General features: G+C 63.4%; 27 protein-coding genes. 12 read left to right on the forward strand and 15 right to left on the reverse strand.

Going from position 1 to position 25,380, the window contains the following annotated elements; translation table 11 throughout:
- Positions 1–58: 58 nt before the first annotated feature.
- The 3 genes from rph to hemW all read left to right on the forward strand — a co-directional run bounded on the left by rph (position 59) and on the right by hemW (position 2,802).
- Positions 59–772 carry a ribonuclease PH gene (gene rph, locus ACMDCM_RS14245; protein ID WP_412774164.1) on the forward strand — a complete coding sequence of 238 codons (714 nt, stop codon included), beginning with the start codon at positions 59–61 and terminating at the stop codon, positions 770–772.
- Between the two features lie 117 nt (positions 773–889).
- Complete coding sequence (rdgB, locus tag ACMDCM_RS14250) at positions 890–1,525, forward strand: RdgB/HAM1 family non-canonical purine NTP pyrophosphatase (RefSeq protein ID WP_412774165.1); 636 nt, start codon at positions 890–892, stop codon at positions 1,523–1,525.
- Positions 1,526–1,680: 155 nt separating this feature from the next.
- Positions 1,681–2,802, forward strand: coding sequence for a radical SAM family heme chaperone HemW (hemW, locus tag ACMDCM_RS14255; protein WP_412774166.1), 1,122 nt, complete (start codon positions 1,681–1,683; stop codon positions 2,800–2,802).
- A 42-nt stretch (positions 2,803–2,844) separates the two neighbouring features.
- Here the strand turns inward: hemW and ACMDCM_RS14260 are convergent, their stop codons facing one another.
- Complete coding sequence (locus ACMDCM_RS14260) at positions 2,845–4,041, reverse strand: penicillin-binding protein activator (RefSeq protein WP_412774167.1); 1,197 nt, start codon at positions 4,039–4,041, stop codon at positions 2,845–2,847.
- 311 nt (positions 4,042–4,352) lie between these two features.
- Here ACMDCM_RS14260 and rsmI point away from each other — a divergent pair, with 311 nt between their 5' ends.
- The 5 genes from rsmI (at position 4,353) to ACMDCM_RS14285 (ending at position 10,872) form a co-directional block, all read left to right on the forward strand.
- Positions 4,353–5,306 carry a 16S rRNA (cytidine(1402)-2'-O)-methyltransferase gene (gene rsmI, locus ACMDCM_RS14265; RefSeq protein WP_412774168.1) on the forward strand — a complete coding sequence of 318 codons (954 nt, stop codon included), beginning with the start codon at positions 4,353–4,355 and terminating at the stop codon, positions 5,304–5,306.
- Complete coding sequence (locus ACMDCM_RS14270) at positions 5,293–5,700, forward strand: YraN family protein (RefSeq protein ID WP_412774169.1); 408 nt, start codon at positions 5,293–5,295, stop codon at positions 5,698–5,700. The genes rsmI and ACMDCM_RS14270 overlap by 14 nt, the downstream gene beginning before the upstream one ends.
- Positions 5,701–5,746: 46 nt before the next feature.
- Positions 5,747–6,688 carry a glutathione synthase gene (gshB, locus tag ACMDCM_RS14275; protein ID WP_412774170.1) on the forward strand — a complete coding sequence of 314 codons (942 nt, stop codon included), beginning with the start codon at positions 5,747–5,749 and terminating at the stop codon, positions 6,686–6,688.
- Positions 6,689–6,772: 84 nt separating this feature from the next.
- Positions 6,773–8,311, forward strand: coding sequence for a YifB family Mg chelatase-like AAA ATPase (locus ACMDCM_RS14280; protein WP_412774171.1), 1,539 nt, complete (start codon positions 6,773–6,775; stop codon positions 8,309–8,311).
- A gap of 203 nt (positions 8,312–8,514) precedes the next feature.
- A complete protein-coding gene (locus ACMDCM_RS14285; protein WP_412774172.1) occupies positions 8,515–10,872 on the forward strand; it encodes a response regulator in 2,358 nt (785 codons plus the stop codon).
- Positions 10,873–11,010: 138 nt separating this feature from the next.
- Here the strand turns inward: ACMDCM_RS14285 and coaA are convergent, their stop codons facing one another.
- From coaA to hisB, 7 genes are all read right to left on the reverse strand, one after another.
- Entirely contained in the window at positions 11,011–11,967 is a 957-nt protein-coding gene (gene coaA / locus ACMDCM_RS14290; protein ID WP_412774173.1) for a type I pantothenate kinase, read from the reverse strand.
- A gap of 16 nt (positions 11,968–11,983) precedes the next feature.
- Positions 11,984–12,307: a phosphoribosyl-ATP diphosphatase gene (locus tag ACMDCM_RS14295; protein ID WP_412774174.1), complete on the reverse strand. Its 324-nt coding sequence runs from the start codon at positions 12,305–12,307 to the stop codon at positions 11,984–11,986.
- Positions 12,308–12,505: 198 nt separating this feature from the next.
- Complete coding sequence (gene hisF, locus ACMDCM_RS14300; protein WP_412774175.1) at positions 12,506–13,282, reverse strand: imidazole glycerol phosphate synthase subunit HisF; 777 nt, start codon at positions 13,280–13,282, stop codon at positions 12,506–12,508.
- A gap of 15 nt (positions 13,283–13,297) precedes the next feature.
- On the reverse strand, positions 13,298–14,047 hold the full coding sequence (gene hisA / locus ACMDCM_RS14305; protein ID WP_412774176.1) for a 1-(5-phosphoribosyl)-5-[(5-phosphoribosylamino)methylideneamino]imidazole-4-carboxamide isomerase: 750 nt from the start codon (positions 14,045–14,047) through the stop codon (positions 13,298–13,300).
- Positions 14,035–14,685: an imidazole glycerol phosphate synthase subunit HisH gene (gene hisH / locus ACMDCM_RS14310; RefSeq protein ID WP_412774177.1), complete on the reverse strand. Its 651-nt coding sequence runs from the start codon at positions 14,683–14,685 to the stop codon at positions 14,035–14,037. The genes hisA and hisH overlap by 13 nt, the downstream gene beginning before the upstream one ends.
- The gene (locus tag ACMDCM_RS14315) at positions 14,682–15,197 is read right to left on the reverse strand and encodes a DUF2628 domain-containing protein (RefSeq protein WP_412774178.1); all 516 of its coding nucleotides are present in this window, start codon (positions 15,195–15,197) and stop codon (positions 14,682–14,684) included. The genes hisH and ACMDCM_RS14315 overlap by 4 nt, the downstream gene beginning before the upstream one ends.
- Before the next feature lie 26 nt (positions 15,198–15,223).
- Positions 15,224–15,817, reverse strand: a complete 594-nt coding sequence (hisB, locus tag ACMDCM_RS14320; protein ID WP_412774179.1) for an imidazoleglycerol-phosphate dehydratase HisB — start codon at positions 15,815–15,817, stop codon at positions 15,224–15,226.
- A gap of 222 nt (positions 15,818–16,039) precedes the next feature.
- Here hisB and hslV point away from each other — a divergent pair, with 222 nt between their 5' ends.
- Genes hslV through hslU form a run of 3 tightly spaced genes read left to right on the forward strand, consistent with a single transcriptional unit; the run spans position 16,040 to position 18,545 of the window.
- Entirely contained in the window at positions 16,040–16,594 is a 555-nt protein-coding gene (gene hslV / locus ACMDCM_RS14325; protein WP_412774180.1) for an ATP-dependent protease subunit HslV, read from the forward strand.
- 4 nt (positions 16,595–16,598) lie between these two features.
- On the forward strand, positions 16,599–17,204 hold the full coding sequence (locus ACMDCM_RS14330; protein WP_412774181.1) for a DUF2585 domain-containing protein: 606 nt from the start codon (positions 16,599–16,601) through the stop codon (positions 17,202–17,204).
- A 39-nt stretch (positions 17,205–17,243) separates the two neighbouring features.
- Complete coding sequence (gene hslU / locus ACMDCM_RS14335) at positions 17,244–18,545, forward strand: ATP-dependent protease ATPase subunit HslU (RefSeq protein ID WP_412774182.1); 1,302 nt, start codon at positions 17,244–17,246, stop codon at positions 18,543–18,545.
- A 106-nt stretch (positions 18,546–18,651) separates the two neighbouring features.
- Here the strand turns inward: hslU and ACMDCM_RS14340 are convergent, their stop codons facing one another.
- From ACMDCM_RS14340 to ACMDCM_RS14350, 3 genes are read right to left on the reverse strand one after another with little or no spacing between them, the layout of a single operon-like run.
- Positions 18,652–19,233: a Smr/MutS family protein gene (locus ACMDCM_RS14340; RefSeq protein WP_412774183.1), complete on the reverse strand. Its 582-nt coding sequence runs from the start codon at positions 19,231–19,233 to the stop codon at positions 18,652–18,654.
- On the reverse strand, positions 19,230–20,720 hold the full coding sequence (gene mltA, locus ACMDCM_RS14345) for a murein transglycosylase A (RefSeq protein WP_412774184.1): 1,491 nt from the start codon (positions 20,718–20,720) through the stop codon (positions 19,230–19,232). The genes ACMDCM_RS14340 and mltA overlap by 4 nt, the downstream gene beginning before the upstream one ends.
- Positions 20,698–21,423 carry a Tim44/TimA family putative adaptor protein gene (locus ACMDCM_RS14350; protein ID WP_412774185.1) on the reverse strand — a complete coding sequence of 242 codons (726 nt, stop codon included), beginning with the start codon at positions 21,421–21,423 and terminating at the stop codon, positions 20,698–20,700. Before ACMDCM_RS14350 ends, mltA begins: the two co-directional genes overlap by 23 nt.
- A gap of 457 nt (positions 21,424–21,880) precedes the next feature.
- On the opposite strand from ACMDCM_RS14350, the gene secB reads away from it, so the two are divergent.
- A complete protein-coding gene (secB, locus tag ACMDCM_RS14355) occupies positions 21,881–22,372 on the forward strand; it encodes a protein-export chaperone SecB (RefSeq protein WP_412774186.1) in 492 nt (163 codons plus the stop codon).
- Between the two features lie 76 nt (positions 22,373–22,448).
- On the opposite strand, the gene dnaQ is transcribed toward secB, so the two are convergent.
- The 4 genes from dnaQ to ACMDCM_RS14375 all read right to left on the reverse strand — a co-directional run bounded on the left by dnaQ (position 22,449) and on the right by ACMDCM_RS14375 (position 25,365).
- Positions 22,449–23,174: a DNA polymerase III subunit epsilon gene (gene dnaQ, locus ACMDCM_RS14360; RefSeq protein ID WP_412774187.1), complete on the reverse strand. Its 726-nt coding sequence runs from the start codon at positions 23,172–23,174 to the stop codon at positions 22,449–22,451.
- 114 nt (positions 23,175–23,288) lie between these two features.
- On the reverse strand, positions 23,289–23,888 hold the full coding sequence (gene coaE, locus ACMDCM_RS14365) for a dephospho-CoA kinase (protein ID WP_412774188.1): 600 nt from the start codon (positions 23,886–23,888) through the stop codon (positions 23,289–23,291).
- 16 nt (positions 23,889–23,904) lie between these two features.
- Positions 23,905–24,513: a Maf family nucleotide pyrophosphatase gene (locus ACMDCM_RS14370; protein WP_412774189.1), complete on the reverse strand. Its 609-nt coding sequence runs from the start codon at positions 24,511–24,513 to the stop codon at positions 23,905–23,907.
- A 9-nt stretch (positions 24,514–24,522) separates the two neighbouring features.
- Positions 24,523–25,365 carry a pyruvate, water dikinase regulatory protein gene (locus ACMDCM_RS14375; protein ID WP_412774190.1) on the reverse strand — a complete coding sequence of 281 codons (843 nt, stop codon included), beginning with the start codon at positions 25,363–25,365 and terminating at the stop codon, positions 24,523–24,525.
- Between the last annotated feature and the right edge of the window lie 15 nt (positions 25,366–25,380).

Below are 25,380 nucleotides of genomic sequence, written 5' to 3' on the forward strand. Positions count from 1 at the left end.
GATCATGCTCTAAAAGCACCCCAAGACGATTTTCCCTCAGTTAGCTGGAGATACTCCCATGCGGCCGAGCCGCCGTGCACCCGATGAACTGCGCGCCGTGTCGCTCGAACGTGGCGTCGTCAAATACGCCGAGGGCTCCTGCCTGGTGAAATTCGGCGATACCCATGTGCTGGTGACCGCGACGCTGGAGGAGCGGCTGCCGCCCTGGCTCAAGGGCCAGGGGCGCGGCTGGGTCACGGCCGAATACGGAATGCTGCCGCGCGCTACGCTGGAGCGAACCCGGCGCGAGGCCTCCGCCGGCAAGCAGGGCGGCCGCACCGTCGAAATCCAGCGCCTGATCGGCCGCTCCCTGCGCGCCGCGGTCGACCTCGAGGCGCTCGGCGAACGCCAGATCACGATCGATTGCGATGTCATCCAGGCCGACGGCGGCACGCGCACGGCCTCGATCACCGGCGCGTGGGTCGCGCTGGCCGACTGCGTCGGCTGGATGAAGGCCCGCAACATGCTCAAGACAGGCGTGCTTCGCGACAACGTCGCGGCGGTCTCATGCGGCATCTATAACGGCACGCCCGTCCTCGACCTGGATTATGCGGAGGATTCGGAAGCCGATACCGACGCCAATTTCGTCATGACCGGCGACGGACGCATCATCGAGGTGCAGGGAACCGCCGAGAAGACGCCGTTCTCGGAAGATGAATTTCGCGCGCTGATAACGCTCGCAAAAAAAGGTGTCGCGCGGCTGGTGGATTTGCAGAAAATGGCGGTGGCGTGATTCGTTCCTCGCGCGTGTCGCCCGCAGGACCCGCGTCGTGTTGCGTGTTCGAGCGAAGCGGGTACCGGTTCGCGTCAAGAAAACGCGTCAAAACAAGAAGCTGAAGCCCGATCGGTCATGCATCGTCGAATCGCCGGCAAGCTCGTGATCGCCACCCACAATCCCGGCAAGCTCGCCGAGATGCGCGAATTGCTGGCGCCGTATGGCATCGAGGCGGTCTCCGCCGGCGAACTCGGTCTCGGCGAACCCGAGGAAACCGGCGACGACTTCCGCGCCAACGCCCGGATCAAGGCCATCGCTGCGGCGAGACGCGCAAAGATTCCGGCCTTTGCCGACGATTCCGGTCTTGTCGTCGACGCGCTCGATGGCGCGCCGGGCATCCATTCCGCGCGCTGGGCCGGCAAACCTGCGGATTTTACCGCGGCGATGACCCGGATCGAGCGGCTGTTGCAGGAGCGCGGCGCGACCACGCCGGAGCAGCGCCGGGCTCACTTCGTATCGGCATTGTGCGTCGCATGGCCCGACGACCATCTCGAGGAGGTCGAGGCCCGCGTGGACGGCACGCTGGTCTGGCCGCCGCGCGGCACGGCCGGTTTCGGCTACGATCCGGTGTTCCTGCCGGACGGTCACGCCCGCACCTTCGGCGAGATGACCGGCATCGAGAAGCACGGGCTGCCGCCTGCCGGCCTCGGCCTGTCGCATCGCGCCCGCGCGTTCGTGAAGCTTGCGGAGATTGTCCTTGATCGCCGCTGATTTGGAAACTGTCTTTCTTCAACTCTCCCGTGTGCGGGGGAGGTCGGCGCGCGAAGCGCGACGGGAGGGGCGTTTTGACTGAGTTACAGGAGAGCCCCCACCCTAACCCTCCCCCGCAAGCAGGGGAGGGAAGAACGAATGCTTTCGGCGTCTATGTGCACTGGCCGTTCTGCCTGTCGAAGTGCCCGTATTGCGACTTCAACAGTCATGTCCGGCATGCGCCGATCGATGAAGAACGCTTCGTGCGGGCCTTCGTGCGCGAGATCGAAACCACCGCCGCCCGCGCACTCGGCCGCGAGGTGTCCTCGATCTTCCTCGGCGGCGGCACGCCGTCCTTGATGCAGCCGCGAACCGTCGGCGCCATCCTCGACGCGATCGGACAGCATTGGAACGTTGCCGATGACGTCGAGGTCACGCTAGAGGCCAATCCGACCAGCGTCGAAGCAACGCGGTTCCGCGGCTATCGCACAGCCGGCGTCAATCGCGTCTCGCTCGGCGTGCAGGCGCTCGACGATGCCTCGCTGAAGGCACTCGGCCGGCTGCACACCGCGCGCGAGGCGCTGGAGGCGGTCGCGATCGCGCGCTCGGTGTTCGACCGCTATTCCTTCGATCTGATCTATGCGCGCCCCGACCAGACGCCCGACATGTGGGCGGAGGAATTGCAGCGCGCGATCTCGGAAGCCGCCGAGCATCTGTCGCTCTATCAATTGACCATCGAGGAAGGCACGCCGTTTTACGGCCTGCGCGCGGCCGGCAAACTCAGGACGCCGGACGAGGCGGTCGCGCGCGCCTTGTATGACGTCACGCAAGAGATCTGCGCCCGTCATGACTTGCCGGCCTACGAGATTTCCAATCACGCGCGGAGCGGAGCGGAATGCCGGCACAACCTGGTCTACTGGCGCGGCCAGGAATATGCGGGCATCGGCCCCGGGGCGCACGGACGTCTTGATATCGATGGCGACAGGCACGCCATCGCCACCGAAAAGCGGCCCGAGGCCTGGCTCATGCGGGTCGAGGCGAGCGGCAACGGAATCGTCGTCGACGATCTCCTGAACAGCGAAGAACGCGCCGACGAGTTCCTGCTGATGGGACTGCGCTTGCGCGAGGGCATCGATCCGCAGCGTTACGCGGCGCTGGCGGGCCGTCCTCTCGATCCGCGGCGAATCGCGATCCTGCGCGAGGAGGGCGCGATCGCGATCAGCCCCGACGGCCGTTTGCGGGTCACGCAGGACGGCTTTCCGCTGCTCGATGCCGTGGTGGCCGATCTCGCCGCCTGATTCCGGCCGCCAAGAGTGCCGACAAGGGATGCCGGCAAGAGATCAGGCGCCAAAGCTCTTGGGCGATCCGGCAACCGCTTGGCCACCGCCGGACGCGACGCGCATGACCGCAAGGCCCCGCTGGTTGGTGCCGTCCGAACGAAATCGAAACAGGCCGTCGATGCCGGCGAAGCCCGACGGGTTCGTCAGCGTCTCCGCCGCGAAGCGCTGCGGCCCCTGGGTGCGGGCGAGAGCCGCCACCAGCGCAACCGCATCATAGGCAAGGGTCGCCGTGCGCACCGGCTCGCCGCCGAACTTTGCACGGTAGCGGCCGGCGAAACTGCGGAAGCCGGCCGGGTCGGGAGCGGCGTAGAGACCGCCTTGCAGCGCCGCGCTGGCGAAGACGCGTGGGTTGTCCCACAGGCCCGTGCCGAGAAGCTGGACATTGCGCAGGTTGGCGCCCGCCGCCGTGAGCGCATCCGCGACCGAGACCACCGCATCGCCATCATCGGCGATGAGCAGCGCATCGGCCGAGCGCAGCGACTGCGCCACATTCTTCGCCGCGCCGGCACGATCCGCGCCATACTTCTCGAATGCAGCGATACGCCCGCCATGGCGGCCGACCGTCTGCTTGAAGGCGACCTCAACCACGTTGCCGTAGGCGTTTTCGGGCACCATGGCGGCGAACGAGCGCTTTCCGACGCTCGCGGCATACTCGACGATCCGGTTCACGTCCGACTCAGGGAGAAAGCTCAGGAGATAGACGCCCCGGCCCGCAACGCTTGAATCGGTCGAGAACGCAATCACCGAAATACCGCGCGTCCGCGCCGCCTGCGCGGTCGCCGGAACGGACGCTGCAAACAACGGACCGAGGATGATTTCGGCGCCCTCATCGAGGGCCTGTTGCGCGCCCTGCTGCGCGCCTTGCGCCGAACCGGCATCGTCCTTGACCAGCAACTGGATATTCGGATTCTGAAACTCCGACAGCGCCATCTCGGCCGCATTTTTCATCGACCGCGCCGCAATGCTCGCATTGCCTGCGGCCGACAACGGAAGAAGCAGTCCGACCTTGACCTGACCCGTTCCGACGGTAACACCCTGCTGAGGTGGCCCGGACGGCGCCGGCTGCGAGGAAGAACTGGTCAGCGTCTGCTGGATGCCCGAGCAGGCCCCGAGCAGGGGCGCGCCAATGACAAAACCCAACGCCGCCCGGCGGGTCGGGCCCGGGCGATCAGGTTTCGGTTTGAACGGGTCCGCCATTATTATCCTTGCCATGAACCCGTCCGCACAGGCCGAGCGCAATCTCCCGAGGGAATCAGGCATATTGCTGACGAATAGTTACCTGAACAAAGGGATCGTGTCCCGTCTCGACTTGACGCCGTACCCAACCTTGTGGACGGCGCGGAACCAGCCGACTTCACCGGAAAGGAGGTAAAATTCCCCTGAGCCGTTGCGGCCTCGATGAAGTCAGGAACGGCCACCGCTTTTCGCGACGGTTTATTCGTCCTGACGGGTTTTCTGGCCGCGAACCGGTATCCACTTCGCTCCAAAACGCTATAGAGTGCCGCGCCATGAGCGCAAAATCTGCCTCGCCGAAACCGGACGCCGAAACTCCCGGTATCCGGACCTTTTCGATCGCGGGTCATCGACTGGTCGCACCCAGGGCCGCGCCGGGCCTTCATCTGGTCGCAACGCCGATCGGCAACCTCGGCGACATCACCCTGCGGGCGCTGGAGACGCTCGCCGGCGTCGATATCATCGCCTGCGAGGACACCCGCATCACGCGTCGTCTCACCGAACGCTTCGCGATCACGGCCGTGCTCAAGCCGTATCACGACCATAACGCCGCGGCCGCCCGACCGAAAATTCTGGAGCAACTGGCGGCGGGGACCTCGATCGCGCTGGTCTCCGATGCCGGAACGCCGCTGATTTCCGACCCCGGATTCAAGCTGGTGCGCGATGTCTGCGCCGCCGGCCATCAGGTGACCGCGCTGCCGGGACCTTCGTCCGCGCTGGCCGCGCTTGCGGTCGCGGCGCTGCCGACCGACCGATTCTACTTCGAAGGTTTCCTGCCGGCAAAGGAGGCCGCACGCCGCACGCGCCTTGCCGAGCTTGCAAGAATCGATGCCACGCTGGTCATGTTTGAATCCGGCAGCCGCGTCCGGGAGTCCTTACGCGATCTCGCAGCCGTCCTCGGACATCGCGACGCCGCGATCTGTCGCGAACTGACGAAACTGCACGAGGACATCCGCCGCGCACCGCTCGGAGAACTCGCGAAAGCCGCAGACTCGCTGGAAACACGGGGCGAATTTGTGCTGGTGGTCGGCCCGCCTCCGGCTGACGCAAACATGATGTCATCCGAAGATCTGGATGACCTGCTGCTGGCTTCGCTGAAGGAAAGCAGCGTCAAGGACAGCGTCGCGCGGGCAGTCGAGATGTCGGGCCGTCCGCGCCGCGAAGTCTATGCCCGCGCGCTCGAACTTGCCGGGCAAAATCGGGCCGGGGACGACAATGGCCACGGGTAAAAATGACTCCCTCGACCCCGCGAGGACAGCAGCGCCGGAGCGCGTCGCGGCCTTCCGCACCGGTCTTTCGGCGGAGAGTCGCGCCGCCGCTTTTCTGATCGCCAAGGGCTATCGGATTCTGGCGCGACGGTTTCGCACGCCGCATGGCGAGATCGACATCGTGGCGCGGCGGCGGCAGCTTCTCGCTTTCGTCGAAGTCAAGGCCCGCCGCAGTCTCGACGAAGCCGCCTATGCGGTGACGCCGCGACAGCAGCATCGGATTATCGCCGCCGCGCAAGGCTGGCTGATGGCGCATCCCGAACACTCAGCTTTCGAGCTTCGTTTCGACGCCATGCTGATTGCGCCGCGACGCCTGCCGCGCCATCTGCCAGGTGCATTCGATGCCAGTACATAGCCCGAGGCGCTCGCGTGCCTCCGGCTGAAATCAACGGACAAGCAGGATGACATTGAAAGTCGCCGTTCAGATGGACCCCATCGCGCGCATCAACGTTCGCGGCGATTCGACGTTCGCTCTGTTGCTGGAGGCACAGAGACGCGGCCACACGGTCTCGTATTACACGCCGGACAAGTTGTCCCTGCGCGGCAAGGACGTGGTTGCACCGGTCCAGCCGCTGACCGTGCGCGATCAGGACGGCGATCATTTTACGCTTGGCGATGCGACGCGCACGCATCTGGAATCATTCGACGTCGTGTTGCTGCGACAGGATCCGCCGTTCGATCTCGCTTACATCACGAGCACTCACCTGCTCGAGCGCATCCATCCGGAGACGCTGGTGGTGAACGATCCCGCGAGCGTGCGCGACGCGCCGGAAAAGCTGTTCGTGATGGACTTTCCCGAACTGATGCCGCCGACGTTGATCTCGCGCGATCTCGACGAGATCAATTCGTTTCGCGCCGAGCACGGGGCGGTGGTGATGAAACCGCTGCATGGTCACGGCGGAGCCGCGGTGTTTCGCGTGATGCCGCAGGACATGAATTTCGGGTCGCTGTTCGACATGTTCTCGGTGACGTTCCGCGAACCCTGGGTGATCCAGCGCTTCCTGCCGGAGGTCAAACAGGGCGACAAGCGCATCATCCTCGTGGACGGCGAATTCGCCGGCGCCATCAATCGCGTGCCGGCCGCGGATGATCTGCGCTCCAACATGGTTCGCGGCGGCGCGGCGCGGGCAACCGACCTGACGCCCCGCGAGCGCGAGATCTGCGAGCGCATCGGCCCCTCGCTGCGCGAGCGGGGACTGCTGTTCGTCGGCATCGACGTCATCGACGGTAATCTCACCGAGATCAACGTCACCTCGCCCACCGGGATTCGGGCTATCGCCGCGTTCGGCGGCCCCGACATCGCCGCGAAAATCTGGGACCGGATCGAAGCGAAACGATCGTAGGGCTACCGCCAGCGGTTTTGTTCCCTTAATGTTCTTGCGTTCCGCCGGATTGTGAGCTAGCTTCGCCATGGCAGGGGGGCGGCCATGGTCCAGCGGGTATCCACCGTCGCATTTGAGGGCATCGAAGCGCGCGCCGTCGACGTGCAGGTGCAGGTCGCGCCGGGTCTGCCCGCCTTCAACATCGTCGGCTTGCCGGACAAGGCGGTTTCGGAGGCCCGGGAGCGGGTGCGGGCCGCCTTGATCGCTTCGGGCCTGGCGCTGCCAGCCAGGCGAATCACCGTCAACCTCGCCCCCGCCGACCTGCCGAAGGAAGGCAGTCACTACGATCTGCCGATCGCGCTCGGCCTGATGGCGGCGATCGGCGCCATTCCCTCCGACGCGCTGTCCGGATTTTCGGTGCTCGGCGAACTCGGCCTGGACGGTTCGATCGCGGCGGTGGCCGGGGTTCTTCCCGCAGCCATCGGCGCGAACAGCCGCGACGAGGGGCTGATCTGCCCCGCGGCCTGCGGCGCGGAAGCGGCCTGGGCGAGCCCGGATATCCAGATCATCGCCGCAAGTTCGCTGATTCAGATCGCAAACCATTTCAAGGGCACCCAGGTTCTGTCCCGGCCGCAGCCCCGGATTCGCGAAACCCAGGGTGTTGCTCTCGACCTTCGCGACATCAAGGGCCAGGAGAGCGCCAAGCGCGCGCTCGAAATCGCAGCCGCCGGCGGGCATCACCTCCTGATGGTCGGCTCCCCCGGCAGCGGCAAATCGATGCTGGCGGCGCGCCTGCCCTCGATCCTTCCGCCGCTGTCGCCGGCCGAACTGCTGGAAGTGTCGATGATCGCCTCCGTCGCCGGCGAAATCGACGGCGGGGCGCTGACCGCGCGGCGGCCGTTTCGCGCCCCGCATCACTCCGCCAGCATGGCCGCGCTGACGGGCGGCGGCACGCGCGCCAGGCCCGGCGAGATCTCGCTGGCGCATCATGGCGTGCTGTTTCTCGACGAATTGCCGGAGTTCGAACCGCGCGTGCTGGATTCGCTCAGGCAGCCGCTGGAGAATGGCGAGGTCGCGGTCTCCCGCGCCAACCATCGCGTGACCTATCCCGCACGTTTCATGCTGGTGGCAGCGATGAACCCATGCCGCTGCGGCCATGCCTTCGAGCCCGGCTACGCCTGCAAGCGCGGCCGCATCGACCGCTGCACTGCGGATTACCAGATGCGCATTTCCGGACCCCTGCTGGACCGGATCGATCTGCGCATCGAGGTCCCGGCCGTGACCGCCTCCGACCTCATTCTGCCGCCCGCCTCGGAAGGGTCTGCCGAGGTCGCGGCCCGCGTCGCGGCGGCCCGCGACATTCAGGCGGCGCGCTACGCCGCGCTGGGACTCCCGAACGTCCGCACCAACGCCGAAGCGCCGGCCGCCGCGCTGGACGATATCGCGCAACCAGATGCACAGGGACTGAAACTGCTCCGCGAGGCCGCGGAAAGCATGCGTCTGTCGGCGCGCGGCTATCACCGGGTGCTGCGCGTGGCCCGCACGCTCGCAGATCTCGACGGCGCCGACAAGATCGGCAGGCTGCACCTCGCCGAAGCGCTGTCCTATCGCGCGCTTGCGGAGGACCTCAGGCGCGCGGCCTGACCGGCGTTCGCTCCCATCGGGAGAACCGTGAACCGTCACTAAGACATTCTTAACCCTGTTCGCATCGGACAGGATTTTTGCCAGGTTCCTCAAACGCTTCGCAACACCGTTCTCCCATGCTGCGGCGCATTGCGTACGCTCCTGCGGCATGCCGACCTTGGACGAAAAATGCCGGACACAAGACGAACTCTGGGTAACCGATAATGGCGCGATTGTTCTGGCTCAAGGCGCGACTGCGCCGTCTGGTCCGACGACATCCTCGCCTGAGCTTTGTCCTTCGGACCTTCACGACCTTCTCGATCGCGTTCGGAGGCGCCTATGGCTTCATTTCCGGAAGCAAAAGTGCCGATTACGACCCGAATACCTTTGCAATCGGCGTGAGCTTCCTGTTCGCGCTGGCCTGCGTCGCGCTGGCAGTCCTCAGCATGCGACTGCGCTGGATAAGCAAAAAGCTTCGTAAGGCCGCTCTTCACAACGAAGCGCTCGCAGACCGGAATTGGGAATTGAAGGAAGCGGAAGAACGGGCGCGCAGCCTTTTCGAATCCCAGGGCGACCTGATCGTCCTGCGCAATTCGGACGGCGTTATCACCTCGGTCAACGACGCCTATTGTGTTCTGGCTCAGCGCTCCAGGGCCGAGTTGCTCGGCAGCCGGTTCGCGCTTCCCGTCCTTGAGCAGGGCGAGAGCACGCTTGAATCGAACGGCATGCGCAGCCACGACCAGCGCGTCGAAACCGCGCTCGGTCCGCGCTGGATCGCATGGCGCGAAGGCCTCGTGCGGATCGACGCCAATCATCCGGCTGAACTGCAATCCGTCGGCCGTGACGTCACCAGCCGAACCGAGACCGAGCGCGCGCTGGGTGAAGCGCGGGATCACGCCAACGCGGCCAACCGGGCCAAATCGCGTTTCCTCGCGATGACCTCGCACGAGTTTCGCACGCCGCTGAACGGCATCATCGGCATGAGCGGATTGTTGCTCGATACCTCGCTCACGCCCGAACAGGCGACCTACGCCAAGGCAATCAAGGCATCCGGCGACGCACTGCTGTCGCTGATCGAGGAACTGCTCGACTATTCCAAGATCGAGGCCGGCAAGATCGACCTCGAAGGCCGTCCTTTCATTTTGCCCGACCTGATCGAGGATATCACCGAACTGCTGGCGCCGCGCGCGCAGGCGCGGCAACTCGAAATCGCCGCCTATATCGACGAAAAACTCCCGATCGAGGTGATCGGAGACGCCGCGCGGTTGCGGCAGGTGCTGCTCAATCTGGCGGGAAATGCCATCAAGTTCACGGCGACCGGCGGCGTCGCGCTGATCGTCGAGCCGGGCGAGCGGCCGGGAGACATCTGCTTCATGGTTCGGGACACCGGAATCGGCATCGCCCAGGACGCGCAGGCGCGGATTTTTCGCGAATTTGAGCAGGCCGACGAACGAACAGCGCGCCACTACGGCGGCACGGGCCTGGGTTTGAGCATCAGCGATCGCCTCGTCAAAAGGATGGGCGGGCGCATCACGCTCGAGAGCAGACCGGGCGCCGGTTCGACATTCGAGGTGTCGATCCCGCTCCCCGCTCACGACAACGCTCCGGCGCGAAAACGCTTCCCCACGCCGGATTTGACCGGGCGGCCGATCATGCTGGTGAGCCTTCGGACGATCGAGGCGTCGCTGTTGGCCCGTCGGCTGGAGCAATGGGGCGCCGAGACCTGCACGATATCGGATATCGCTGTCGCCCACTCGCGGCTTGCCGAACGGCCGTGGCACACCGTGCTCGTCGATCATGCCATGGGCGGGGAGGATGTCTGGCGGTTCGGTCAGGCCGCCTGCCGGCACGCCACGCGGCGGATCGTCATGGTGACGCCGTCGACAAGGCACGAACTTCGGACCTCCGGCGCCGCGGCGTTCACAGGCTACCTGGTCAAGCCCCTGCGCGCTGCGTCGATCGCGGCGCGATTGACGGCGCCGGCCGACGGTTCGGGCGCTCCTATAGCGTTTTCGAGCGAAGTGGATACCGGTTCGCGTGAAGAAAACGCGTCAAATCAAGAATCCAGAGTTTTTGACGGTTTCCATGAAACGGTGAAAAACTCTGGCGCGATAGACGCCCAGCCTGATTGCCACAGGCTTGAAGGGTCCGAGACGCCGCTCCCGGCGCCAACGCAAAGCCTTTCGATCCTCGTGGCAGAAGACAACGAGATCAACGCTTTACTGATACGCTCGCTCCTGACTCGCCTTGGGCACGACGTGGCCGTCGCTGCAAACGGCGAGGACGCACTCGAATTATGGATCGCTGCCGAAGCCGCTGATACGCCCTACGATCTCGTCCTGATGGACGTCCAAATGCCGAAACTTGACGGCATCGAGACCACCCGGAAAATTCGCGAGCGGGAAGCCGGCCATCGCGTCCGCCGCACCACCATTCTGGCGCTGACGGCCAATGCGCTGGTTGACGATCGTCATGCCTGCTTCGAGGCCGGCATGGATGGCTTTCTCGTCAAGCCGCTGGATCAGGACAAGCTGGCCGACGAGCTTGCGAGAGTGATGGCGGCGCGTCACCTCGCAGCGTGAGGGCCTGAATCCAACGCCGTTGAATCCGGCCCTGTTTTTGATTGGGCATGATCCTATCCGGAAACCGATTTTCGGACCCGGATCAAGCCCGGGACAGGTTCTTTACGCGAACCGGTAGCCGCTTCGCTTGAAAACGCTCTAAAGCCGTCTCAGCGCCACCTGCTCGACGACATGGTCCGCTCCTTTCTTGAGAATCAGGGTCGCCCGCGGCCGTGTCGGCAAAATGTTGTCCTCGAGATTGGCGCGATTGGTGCGTTCCCAGATCGCGACCGCGGTCGCGGTCGCCTCGTCGTCCGACAGCAGCGCGTAGCGGTGAAAGTAGGATCGCGGATCGTGGAAGGCGGTGTCCCGCAGCGCCAGGAAACGCTTCACATACCAGTCCCGCAGCACCGGTTCCTCGGCATCGAGATAGACCGAGAAGTCGAAGAAATCGGAGACAACGGGGACGGCCCTGCCGTCGCGCGGCAGCGGGCCTGTCTGCAGCACATTGACGCCTTCGACGATCAGGATGTCGGGCTGACTGACCTCGTTCCAGCTTCCGGGCACGATGTCATAGGTCAGGTGCGAGTACACCGGCGCGCGCACCGGCGTACGGCCCGCCTTGACGTCGCTGAGAAACCCGAGCAATAGCGGCAGATCGTAACTCTCCGGAAAACCCTTTTTCTGCATCAGGCCGTGTCGCTCGAGCACCGCGTTCGGAAACAGAAATCCGTCGGTGGTGACGAGTTCGACCCTGGGGCGCGGCGACCATCGCGCAAGCAGCGCCTGCAGCACGCGGGCCGTGGTCGACTTCCCGACCGCGACCGATCCCGCCACACCGATGATATACGGCACCTTGCGATCGTGGATGCCGAGAAACTGGCGCTGGGCGACGAAGAGCCGCTGCATCGACGCGACATAGATCGACAGCAGCCTTGACAGAGGAAGATAAATTTCCTCGACCTCGACGAGATCGAGGCGGTCATGCATCGAGCGCAATGCCGCGATTTCATTCGCGCCCAGCGTCATCGGCATGTCGTGCCGTAGCTTCGCCCACTCGGCGCGGGAGAAAATCCGGTACGGATTATATTGCTGCTGCTCTGGCCGCGAATCCATCAAGCTCGCCCTCCGGCTACTCGCGATTGCGCGCGGCCTTCTCTTCGAGTCCCGACATCGTCGTGCGCTGCGCCAGGGCATCTTCGATATCCTGAAACTTCACGCCGCGAGCTTTCAACAGCACAAGGAAGTGAAACATCACGTCGGCGCCTTCGGCGATCAGGTGATCCCGGTCGTTTTCAACCGCTGCGATAACCGTCTCGACGGCTTCCTCGCCGAATTTCTTGGCGCAATGCTCGGGGCCCTTGTCGAGCAGCTTTCGCGTGTAGGACGCCTCGCCGCCGGAGGCAGCCCGGGCGTCGATGGTGGCGGCAAGATCATGGATCGTGAAACGCGGCATCTGTACTACTCGTCTAACCGCCCACACCCTGGAGCGCGATAATTCCCGAATACCTCAGTCCGATCAGGCTGCATTGAATCAGATCAGGCCCTGTTTTTTGATCGAGCACGATCTATTGCGAAAATCGATTTCACCCCGGATCAGGTCCGGGGCAGGCTTTCCGGGAACATGCTCTAGCACTTCCGCGATCCGGAGTCGTCAGGGATCGAGCCGCATCGGCAACCCGGCGCGGGCCATATGATCCTTGGCTTGGCGAATGGTAAATTCCCCGAAGTGAAAGATCGAGGCGGCAAGCACCGCCGTCGCATGGCCTTCGCGAATCCCATCGACCAGGTGGTCGAGATGACCCACGCCACCGGACGCGATCACGGGCACAGAAACGCTGTCGGCCACCAGGCGCGTCAGCGGCAGATCGAAGCCTTGACGAGTGCCGTCGCGATCCATCGACGTCAGCAGGATCTCGCCGGCGCCGAGCGACACCACCTCCTGGGCATATTCGATCGCGTCGATGCCGGTGGACTTGCGGCCGCCATGGGTGAAGATTTCCCAGCGGTCCGAGCCGCCGGCTTTCGACACCCGCTTGGCGTCGATCGCGACCACGATGCACTGGTCGCCGAACTTTTCCGCGGCTTCCCTGACGAACTCGCGCCGGCTCACCGCCGCGCTGTTGATCGAAACCTTGTCCGCGCCGGAGCGCAGCAGGACACGGATATCATCGATGGTGCGCACCCCGCCGCCCACCGTCACCGGCATGAAGCAGGCCTCCGCCGTGCGCCGGACCACATCCAGCATGATGCCACGATTTTCGTGCGTCGCGGTGATGTCGAGAAAGGTGAGTTCGTCGGCGCCAGCGGCATCGTAGGCGACCGCGGCTTCCACCGGGTCGCCGGCATCGCGCAGGTCCACGAAGTTGACGCCCTTGACGACGCGGCCATCCTTCACGTCAAGGCAGGGTATGACACGGACCTTGAACATCGCGCGCAAATACTCTCAGGCCGCCGCGCGTGCGGCGCGGATCAGCGCCAGCGCCTCAGTCGGATCAAGCCGGCCGTCATAGAGCGCGCGTCCGGCAATCGCGCCCGTAAGCTTCCTCGCGCGCGGCGCGAGCAACGCCTTCACATCCGCGATCGAGGCGAAGCCGCCGGACGCAATCACCGGAATCGAAATGCTCTCGGCGAGCGCGATGGTGGCGTCGAGGTTGAGGCCCTTTAGCAAACCGTCGCGGGCGATATCGGTAAAGATGATCGCCGCGATGCCGGCGTCCTCGAACCGTTGCGCGATGTCGAGCGCGGTCACTTCCGATGTCTCCGCCCAGCCTTCGACGGCAACCTTGCCATCACGCGCATCGAGACCGACCGCGACGCGCCCCGGAAATAACTTCGCGGCCTCTCTGACCAGAACCGGATCGCGCACCGCGGCGGTGCCGATGATGACGCGCGCGATGCCCTTGCCGAGCCACGCCTCGATCGTCTTCAGGTCCCGGATGCCGCCGCCGAGTTGCACCGGCATGGTGACGGCCTTCAGCATCCGCGCCACCGCGTCCGCATTGACCGGCTTGCCGGCGAAGGCGCCGTCGAGATCGACCACGTGCAGAAATTCGAAGCCTTGCGAGGCGAAGGCGCGCGCCTGCTCGGCGGGATCGAGATTGAACACGGTCGCCCGCGCCATATCGCCCTGCTCGAGGCGAACGCATTGGCCGTTCTTCAGGTCGATGGCGGGAAAAAGAATCACGGCTTCCACTTCAGAAAGTTCGAAATCAGCGCGAGCCCGAACCGCTGGCTCTTCTCCGGATGAAACTGGGTGCCGATCGCGGTGTCCCTGCCGACGACAGCCGTCACCGGGCCGCCATAGTCGGCACGCGCCAGCACATCGGCCTCATTGACGGCGTTCAGGTGATAGGAGTGCACGAAATAGGCGTGACGGCCTTTCGGTCCCAACGGCAGGCGGTCGAGCACCGGATGCTCACGCACCGGATCGAGCGTATTCCAGCCCATATGCGGAATCTTCAGGCTTTCGTCGCGCGGCGAAATCTTTTCGACGTCGCCCGCAATCCAGTTCAGACCATCGGTCGTGACGTGCTCCCTGCCCCGCGTCGCCATCAGTTGCATCCCGACGCAAATGCCCAGAAACGGGCGCGCCTTGTCGCGCACGACCTCCGTCAGAGCCTGGACCATGCCATCGAGCGCATCGAGTCCCCTGCGGCAATCGGCGAACGCGCCGACGCCGGGCAGCACCACGCGATCAGCCCGGAACACCACGTCCGGATCGCGCGTCACCACGATCTTTTCCAAACCTTCGATGCCGCGCGCCGCGCATTCGAACGCCTTCGCGGCGGAATGAAGGTTGCCGGAGCCATAGTCGATGATCGCAGCGCTCACCGCGGCATCCCGGGTTGCGGGAACAGGCCGACAATGTCCCCGCGCGGCAACTGCGGCGGCTGGCGCGGACCATTACGGGTCGGCGGCGGCGCGCCGCGGTCGACGGTCGTCGGATCGAAATCCAGACCTCGCATCGTCGTCCAGCGATCGAAAAAGCGGCGCTCTGCGGCCTCTCGATCATCTGCGACAACGACGCCGAGCTGACGCCATTTGCGTCGCGACAGCGTCCACCGCCGCAAGCTCACCGCTTCCAGTCCCATCAAGAGGGCGATGACGGCCATCACCGCGAAGCGTATTCCCCCGCTGGCGCGCAGCAGGCTGAGCATGACCTCCACCACGATCGAGAGCATCATATATCCAGCAAATGCCAGCCAAAGCCGTTGATAAAGCAACCACAGCGGACCGAATACGAAGGCCCAGAACGAAAAGCCGTCGCGCACGAACACGAACCGGTCCGTCGCGCCGCGGATATCCCCGTCGGCAGACGGCGCATGGACAGTATAGACCGGCATTTGTACCTCCGCCGACGACAGGGCGATCAGCCGCCGAGCTGACCTTTGGTTGACGGCACTTCGCCTGCGGCGCGCGGGTCGATCGCCACCGCCGCGCGAAGCGCCCGCGCCAGACCCTTGAAGCAGGATTCGGCGATATGATGGCTGTTCTCGCCATATAGGGTCTCAACGTGCAAAGTCACGCCCGCATTGACCGCAAAGGCATTGAACCATTCCCGCACCAGTTCGGTGTCGAATGCGCCGACCTTGTCGCGGGGAAACTCGACCTTGAACACGAGCACCGGACGACCCGAAATGTCGATCACGACGCGGGTCAGCGTCTCGTCCATGGGCATGTGAACGCCGGCGTAGCGGGTGATGCCGGCCATGGTGCCGAGCGCCTGCTTCACGGCCTGCCCCAGCGCGATGCCGACATCTTCGGTGGTGTGGTGATGATCGACGTGGAGGTCGCCGTCGGCCTTGACCGTGATGTCGATGCGCGAATGTCGGGCAAGCAGATCCAGCATGTGATCAAAAAAGCCGATGCCGGTGGCAACGCTGGACGCACCGGAGCCATCGAGGTTGACCGCGACCTCGATGTCGGTTTCCTTGGTTTTGCGCTTGATGGTAGCCGTGCGCATGTATCGGGCTCTCCGCGTCGCGCATGATCCGCCAAACGGGCGCCCGGATCATACGGGTCCTGAACGGGGTCCTTTTAACAGGCTCATGCCTCCTTCGCTACTGCGAGACGCCGCCTTTAGCGGGGCTTCTTCGCGCCATGGTGACCGGAATCCGTCAGTCCGAACGCCGATTGCAACGTCCCGTCGTAATGCCTAAATCTGGCGGATCACGAAGGGGGTCAGATGCAAGCATCACAGCCGGAGGTCTGGCACGGCACCACGATCCTGACCGTCCGCAAGGGCGGCAAGGTCGTCATTGGCGGAGACGGCCAGGTCTCGATCGGACAGACCGTCATCAAATCCAATGCGAAGAAGGTCCGGAAGCTCGGTAAAGGCGACGTGATCGGCGGGTTCGCGGGCGCCACCGCCGACGCTTTCACGCTGTTCGAGCGGCTGGAAAGCAAGCTCGAGCAATACCCCGGCCAGCTCACCCGCGCCGCGGTCGAACTCGCCAAGGACTGGCGCACCGACCGTTACCTGCGGCGGCTCGAAGCCATGATGCTCGTCGCCGACAAGGATGTGTCGCTGGTCCTGACCGGCACCGGGGACGTTCTGGAGCCGGAGGCCGGCGTGATGGCGATCGGTTCCGGCGGCAACTACGCGCTGTCAGCCGCGCGGGCTTTGATCGACTCCGACAAGGACGCGGAAACCATCGTCCGCCGCTCGCTCGATATCGCCGCCGACATCTGCGTTTATACCAACCGAAATGTCACGATCGAGACGCTGGCGGCGGGCTGACCCTATGCCCGTTCATACTGGGTCCGTTCATCCGTCGCGCGGTCTCTCCGTGCCCACTGGCGCATTGGTCGCCCTCGGCCTGCTGATCGTGCAGGCCGCGATCCTTTACGCCATGGGGCGGGTCCCGATCTGCACCTGCGGCTACGTCAAGTTCTGGCACGGCGTGGTGCAGAGTTCCGAGAATTCGCAGCACCTCACCGACTGGTACACCTTCTCCCACATCATCCATGGATTTCTGTTTTACGGCGCGGCCTGGCTGGTCCTGCCCCGCCCCCCATGGATCGCCCGCCTTCTGATCGCGATCGCGATCGAGGGCGCATGGGAGATCGTGGAGAACTCGCCCTGGATCATCGATCGCTATCGCGCAGCGACGATCTCCCTGGACTACTATGGCGACAGCATCGTCAATTCGCTGTCCGATACGCTCGCCATGATCGCGGGATTCGTGCTCGCGCGCAAACTGCCGATTGCCTTGACGATCGTTCTGGCGATTCTGCTGGAAGTACTGGTCGGACTGCATATCCGCGACAACCTGACGCTCAACGTCATCATGCTGATCCACCCGTTCGAAGCCATCCGGCACTGGCAGGCCGGACCGCCCATCATCTGACCGCTTGTTACCGCAACGTTTCACCATATCTTCGAGATCATGATGCACTTCTCTCCTCGCGAAATCGTTTCCGAACTCGACCGTTTCATCGTCGGCCAGACCGACGCCAAGCGCGCCGTCTCCATCGCCTTGCGCAATCGCTGGCGGCGCCAGCAGTTGACCGGACCGCTGCGCGAGGAAGTGCTGCCGAAAAACATCCTGATGATCGGCCCGACCGGCGTCGGCAAGACCGAGATCGCGCGGCGTCTGGCCAAGCTGGCGAACGCACCGTTCCTCAAGGTCGAAGCGACGAAGTTCACCGAAGTCGGATATGTCGGACGCGACGTCGAACAGATCGTTCGCGATCTCGTGGAGGTCGCGATCAACCAGACCCGCGAGCGCAAGCGCAAGGACGTTCAGGCGCGCGCCCAGCTTGCCGCCGAGGAGCGCGTGCTCGATGCGCTGGTGGGAGCTAATTCCAGCGCTGCCACCCGCGATTCCTTTCGCAAAAAGCTGCGGGCCGGCGAACTCAACGACAAGGAAATCGAGATCGAGACCCAATCCTCCGGCGGATCGCCGATGTTCGAGATACCGGGGATGCCCGGTGCGCAGGTCGGCGCGATCTCGATCGGCGATATCTTCGGCAAGATGGGCGGGCGGACCAAGACCCGCCGGCTGACCGTTGAAGACTCCCACGAAATCCTGGTCAACGAGGAATCCGACAAGCTGCTCGATACCGATCAGCTCACGCAGGAGGCGATCGCCGCGGTCGAGAACAACGGCATCGTGTTTCTCGACGAGATCGACAAGATCTGCGTGCGGGACGGCCGCAGCGGCGGCGACGTGTCGCGCGAAGGCGTGCAGCGCGACCTGCTGCCGCTGATCGAGGGAACGACGGTCTCCACCAAGCACGGCGCGGTCAAGACCGACCACATCCTGTTCATCGCGTCAGGCGCGTTTCACATCGCCAAGCCGTCGGACCTGCTGCCCGAATTGCAAGGCCGGCTGCCGATCCGCGTCGAACTGGACGCTCTGACGCGCGACGACATGCGGCGCATCCTGACCGAACCGGAGGCCTCGCTTCTCAAGCAGTATATCGCCTTGATGCAGACCGAAGGCGTCACGCTCGACTTCTCCGACGACGCCATCGATGCGCTTGCGGATATTGCAGTCGCGGTGAATTCCACCGTCGAGAATATCGGCGCGCGTCGACTGCAGACGGTGATGGAGCGGGTGCTCGACGATATCTCGTTCTCGGCCCCCGATCGTAATGGAGAGACGATCCGCATCGACGCCGCATACGTTCAGAAGCACGTCGGCGATCTGGCGAAGAATGCCGATCTGAGCAGATTCATTCTCTAGGTTAACAGGCTGTTGAAAAAGTGAACGAGGTTCCCGTTCCGATTCGGTTTCGTTCACGTCTGGATTCGGATGCGTTCATGGTCAAACGGACTTTTTCAACAGCCTGCTAACTCCGCGCGCGTCGCAAGCGGACATACAACGCGCCCTCGCCGCCATGGCCGACATGCGCCTCATCGAAGCCGGCGACCAGCGAGCGGAACTCCGGGAGGGCTAACCACTGCGGGACCCTCCGACGAAGCACGCCTGGTTCGGCGATTGTATCCGTCGCGCGGCCCTTGCCGGTAATGACGAGTACAAAAGTGAAGCCATCGCCCGAGGCCTTCTGCAAAAAGTGGAGCAGAGCGCGATGCGCGCGCGCCTGGGTCAGGCCATGCAGATCGATCCGTGCATCGATGTCTTTGCGTCCCCGCGACAGTTGCGATCGCTCGCGTCGTGTGAGCGATACGGGCGGCGGAGCTTTGGTCCTTCCGACTTTGGCGAGGCCGGGCGCCGCCGGCTTCGGCGCCGAAGCGGACGGCGCCGCGATGCTTGCTGCCTCGCGCGATCTCACGGAAACTCCAGTCGACCGAGGGCGTTTGCGTAACGGTTTCGCCTGTGCGGCAACGCTCTCCCACAATCGCTGCTCCTCCTCGGTGAGCGCACGCTGACGGCGCGACCTTCCGGGTGATTCCGGTGGCGGGTGCTTCATTGGAAGTGGCGATGCCAGCGCCGGTGGCGACCGGGCCTGCCCTCGGGCCGACCCGCCGGCAGCGGAATCGCTTCTGACGACGCAGCTTTCGCCGCGGATTCTGGAGCTGTCCTGGCCGGCTCGCCTGCTGGGGGACTGGGGGACGGTGCGGGCGCTTGCGGCGCAGCAGCCGGCGTCCGCTCCTTTGAAGGAAATAATTTCGCGATCTTCGCCGATGGCCGCTTTTCGGGAAGCGGCATGGTTCTGCCGCGGGCAACCGGATCGAGGTTGTTCGGGACGAGCATGACGAAATGCATATTGTGCCGCAGACGGCCCGACACCCGCCCCGCTTCAGGACCCGCGCCGAAATAAAGGTCCGCGCGAGCCGGACCAAGAATTGCCGAGCCGGTATCCTGCGCGATCATCAGCCGATGGAACGGAGTTTTCGCCTGTTCGGATTCGATCGGCAATTCGCCTTCGATGAAGAACGGCGTGCCGTAGACATGAAGCGACTTATCAACCGCGATCGACCGGCCGGGTACCAGCGGCAGCCCCTGTGCGCCCACCGCCTCGTCGTGGTCCGACAGCTTGACCTCGTGGAAGAAGACATACGACCGATTCTGGCGGCGCAGTTCGGTCGCGCCATCGGGGTTTTCGGTCATCCACTGCCGGATGCGCTGCATCGACATCTGATCCTTCGGGATGATGTTGCGGTCGATCAGAATACGACCGATCGCGGTATAGGGATATCCGTTATAGGAATCGTAGTTGATGCGTATGGTCGAGCCGTCCTCGAGCCGGACGCGCGCAGAGCCCTGGATTTGCGTAAAGAGCAGATCGGTCTGGCTTTTCAGCCAGCAGATTTCGAGGCCGCGGCCTGCGATCGCGCCATCCTCGATTTCGGCGCGATCATAGTAGGGAACCAGTTTCCGGCGACCGATCTTGCGATATACCGGACCGCTGTTGGGCAGGCTCGGCGCGCTCTGCGTGAAACCGCGGACGAAAAGGTTCGAGGGGCGCCGGTAAACCGGCACGGCGTAGACGTCCGTCCTGGTCCGTGATCCCTCAATAACAGGCTCGTAATAGCCCGTGACAAAGCCGTCGGCTTCGCCGAGACGTGAAAGTCGCACGGCCCGGAAATGCGTTTCGAAGAAAGCGCGGGCTTTGGCGTTGCTCGAGATATCGGCGGTTCTCGCGGCGCGACAGGGTTCCCGCAATGAGGTGCCGAGCGCTTTCAGGACGGTCGCTGAAGCCGGCCGTGCCGTTACCGCGCGGCAACTCGCGCGAAAAGCCTTGAAAGCATCGAGATGGTTGTCGTCGTTCCAGCCGGCGATATCGGCCCATGAGACGACCGGCGTATATTGACCACCTGCGATTTCAAACGGCCAAGCCAGGCGATGGCGGGTACCATGAGCCTCAGCTGCTGCAGGCGCGAGCACGGCGGCGACGCAGAGTCCGACGACGCGTCTTTTAAACCGATGAAGATCAGTCGCCGCTTCCGGTGCCAACCAGTTTCCAGTTCGGATCGCGCGAAGAGACATCGCGGGCAAACGTCCAAACATCGGTGATATCGGAAATCTTCTCGGGATTTCCGTCGACGATCGCTCCTGTCTTGTTGCGAGTGACCGAAATCATCTGCGAGATGAAGCGAACCGTCAGTTGCTCCGCATTGTCCCGCAATTCGGCGCCGATCAGCTCTACTTTGTCGATCGAGACAAATCGCGTTTCCGTCTGCTGTTCGAGTTTCTCACGATCCTTGATGGCGGCATCGAAGCTTTCAAAAACGTCTGACGACAGCAAATCCTTCAGGGTCCGGCGATCTCCGTTGGCGAATGCCAGCACGATCATTTCATAGGCGCTGCGCGCGCCGTTTAGGAAATGTTTCGGGTCGAAGGACGAATCCTGCGCCGCAATGGCATCGAGCCCGAGAGCGAGCGGCGTGCCGGGCTCTGCCAGACTTTTCCAGCGATCGGGGGAGGACGTCACGTCGGCCGCGGGCGCCGATGACGTCGGATCGACCGCGCCGCCTGGCATCGGGACAATATTATTGTTATTGTTATTATTGTTGTCCTGCTGCGCGCTGCGCAGAACTTCCCGCGTCGCGCGTTCATAAGGCGGACGCTCACTTCCCGTACGCTGTCCCAGGACACTGCGCAGGCGAAGGAAGATAAAGACCGCCAACGCCAGGAAAATGATGGTGTAAATATCCACGTCGTCTTCGCTTTCTGATCGGTCTGGTTCTCGTCCGGCGAACCAACGTCCAGCGGGGCACAGGTTCACATCAGATAGTTCAAACTATGTAGGTACGAAATCGGGTCCGGCCAAGAGCGCCTTTTAGCACAACGGACCGGCTCAAGGACGGTCTCCTTCACTGCCTTCTTCAAAAAATAATAGCGCGTTTCCGGTCAAGGAGGAAACCGGATCGCGGGCAGAAAACACGCTCCCTCAACAGTTTAGACGACCAGGCCATTAAAAAGGCAGGGGTTTCCGACCCTCCGGGCGAGCCGCGACCGCGATGTCGGCCGAGCGAACCAAATTTCCCGGTGCATTCCACCGTCCTTGTGGACAGCCGCAAGCTTATGATAGCCACTCGCCGACGCGGCAATTTGCCTCTTCAAGCAAGCCGATCATCACCGACTTCGCTTGAACGTTTCAGGAGAGATACCCAATGACCAACGGCAACGGCACACCTCCCGAGGCGGGCCCTTCACCCCAATTGAATGTGCTGGCCCAGTATATCAAGGATTTCTCGTTCGAGAATCCCAACGCGCCCGCCTCGCTCGCCCCTCAGCAGCAGCCGCCCTCGATTAACGTTCAGATCAACGTCGGCGCCACAAATGTCGCGGAGAACGACTTCGAGGTCGTGCTTAAAGTCGAGGGCAAGGCCGAACATACCGGCAAGCTGATGTTCAGTTTCGAGCTCGCCTATGCAGGCGTGTTCCGGATCGTCAATGTCCCCCAGGAAAACCTTCACCCGCTGGTCATGATCGAATGTCCGCGGCTGTTGTTCCCGTTCGCGCGCGAAATCGTCGCCACGGTCGTTCGCAACGGCGGATTCCCGCCGCTGATGCTCGACCCCATCGATTTTATAAGCTTGTATCGGCAAAATATGGAACGCCAGGCAGCGCAGGAAGCCGCGGCGCAGCAAAAGCCCAGCTAGAGCTATTGCGGCTTTAATGAATCAAAGCCGCAAATAGCTTCATCGTTCGGGGGAGTCCGTCAAGCGACCTTCGGAATCAGGATACATCCGAAGCGGACTTCTCCAAAATCTCGGTCCCGAGGAATTCCTTCCAGATTGCCTTCTCGCCCAGCGTGGCGACGAAATCGCGGTGCGCGATGCGGTCGGCATCGGTTACGCGCGGCGTCAGCGGCACAGGGCGCTGACGTCTCGGCATGTCAAGTGTTCCGCCGCTCTGGCGGGACACCGTTTCCACCAGGATCAATTGCGACTGTCGGGCGCCGATCAGGTCGATATAGACTTCCGCAAGCAGTTCGGCGTCGAGCAAAGCGCCGTGCTTGGTCCGGCGGCTATTGTCGATGGCGTAGCGCGAGCAGAGATCGTCGAGTCGATTCGACACGCCGGGATGCTTCCGTCGCGCCAGCAGCAGCGTATCCACCAACCGGTCCTTCCCGATCGCCTGCCGTTGAAGGCGATCAAGCTCCGCATTGATAAAGCCGATGTCGAACGATGCGTTGTGAATGACCAGCGGCGCATCGCCGACAAATTCCAGGAACTCATCGACGATCTGTTCGAAAAGCGGCTTGTCGGCGAGAAATTCGCTCGATAGGCCGTGCACCGCGAACGCTTCCTGCGGCACGTCGCGTTCCGGATTGATATAGCGATGAAAGGTCTGCCCCGTCGGCATGCGATTGAAAATCTCAACGCACCCGATCTCGACCAGACGATCGCCGCGCAGCGGATCCAGGCCTGTTGTTTCTGTGTCGAGAACGATTTCGCGCATGGGACTTCGTAAAAAATTATAGCGTTTTCGCGTGAATCGGGTCCGGTTCGCGCAAGAAAAGCACCAACCGCGTTCGAGCCGCTTTGAATCAAAAGGACGGACAACTCCAGCGAATCAGGATCGCCGTCGCGGCATTTTAACAGCCTGCGCCAGAATTTCCCGGATTTGCGCGCGCGCATGGTCAAGGCCATGCGAGGTATCCACGACGAAATCCGCCCGCCGGCGCTTTTCGGCGTCGGGCAGCTGCCGGGCCAGGATCGCATCCAGCTTTTCAGCCGTCATGTTGCCCCGGGCCAGAATGCGCTCGCGTTGCACATCCGTCGTTGTCGAAACGACGACGACGGCATCGACCTGCTTCTCGCCGCCGGTTTCGAACAGCAACGGCACGTCCACCACCGCCACATCGGCGCCCGATCGCTCGGCCTTGTCGAGAAACGCCCGGCGGTAAGCATGCAACATCGGATGTACGATCCGCTCGAGCAGCTCCATGGCCGCGGCGTCGTGCACCACCTTTGCCGACAGTTTCTCGCGGTCGACCTTGCCGTTGACGGTTGTTCCGGGAAACGCCGCCTCGATGGCTGGAGCCGCTTCTCCCTCATAAATTTTGTGAACGGTCGCGTCGGCATCATAAACCGGTACCCCGGCTTCCGAGAAAAGCCGGGCGGTGGTCGATTTTCCCATTCCGATCGATCCGGTCAGTCCCAACACCAGCATATCCAAGCATCCGATGTCACAAGGACAGCAGCCCTTGCCCGCGCAGAAAACCAAGCAGCGGCAGCAGCGGCAAGCCGAGAATGGTGAAATGATCGCCCTCGATCCGGCTGAACAGGTGGATCCCCGTGGTTTCGAGCTGATAGGCGCCGACACTGGCCGTGGCCGCATCGCCAGCCTCGTTCAGATAGGTCTCGATCGTGTCGTCGCTGAGTTCCCGCATCGTCATGCGAGCAACAGATAGATCCTCGAAAAGCAACCTGCCGTCGCGCACGATCGCGACGCCGGCGTGCAAGGTGTGAGTCCGGCCGGACAGCGCACGCAGGTGGGATGCCGCTCCCACGCGGCCGGCCGGCTTGTTGAACACGTGGCCATCGCATTCCAGTGTCTGATCGGCTCCGATAACGTAGCGGCCGGGCCAGCGCGATGAAACCTCGCGGGCTTTTTCGCGAGCCAGGCGAACGGCGATCTCGCCGCCCGTCGCCAGCCCGGAATTCCGTTGAATGGCTCGTTCGTCGATCGCGGCTGGAACGGTCTCGAATGACAGGCCGGCATTGGCGAGCAAGACCTGTCGCGCCCGGCTTTGCGACGCCAGTATCAAGGGTTTTGGTTCGCACCAGACAGCCATCTCCGGTTCTTACTCCGCTCGCCGCTGCCGTTGCCGGTCCGCAAACAACTTCATGATCGCCGCGGCGGTCTCCTCGATCGACCGGCGCGTCACGTCCAGTTGGACCCAGTCATGCTTGGCGCTGAGACGGCGCGCATAAGTCACCTCATCGGCAACCGCTTGTCGATCGATATAGCTGTCGTTGCCGGCGCCCGATCCGATGCTCAACAGCCGGTTCTGCCGGACTTGGATGAGACGCTCGGGTGCGGCATGAAGACTGACGACCAACGGCCTTCTCAACGATTCCAGTTGACGCGGGATGGAAATGCCCGGCACCAGCGGCACGTTCGCAGTCCGAATACCGCGGTTGGCGAGATAGACCGATGTCGGCGTTTTCGACGTGCGAGACACGCCGACCAGAACGACGTCCGCCTCCTCCAAACCTTCGACATGCTGTCCGTCGTCATGCATCATGGTGTAGTTCAAAGCATCGATGCGCTTGAAATAGTCCGCGTTCAGGGTGTGCTGAGCGCCGACGCGGCCGGTCGTGTCGGCGCCGAGAAAGGCCTGAAACAACTGCATGACGGGGCCTATGATCGAAAGGCTGGGGCTGTTGATCTCCTGGCACTTGGCTTCGAGACGCGCCACCAGATCCTTCTCCAGAAGCGTGAAAAGAACGATTCCCGGCGCTTCCTCGATTTCCGCAAGTACGCGGTCGAGCTGCTTCTGGCTGCGCACCAGCGGATAGACGTGTTCGATAGGCGTAACATTGGCATATTGGGCAGCCACCGCCCGCGACACCGTGATCAGCGTTTCGCCGGTCGAATCGGAAACCAGATGAAGATGAAAATTGCTGCCGGTGACGGGCGCCATGACCCCTGCATACCC

The sequence above is a fragment of the Nitrobacter sp. genome (assembly GCF_047149785.1).
GTDB lineage: Bacteria > Pseudomonadota > Alphaproteobacteria > Rhizobiales > Xanthobacteraceae > Nitrobacter.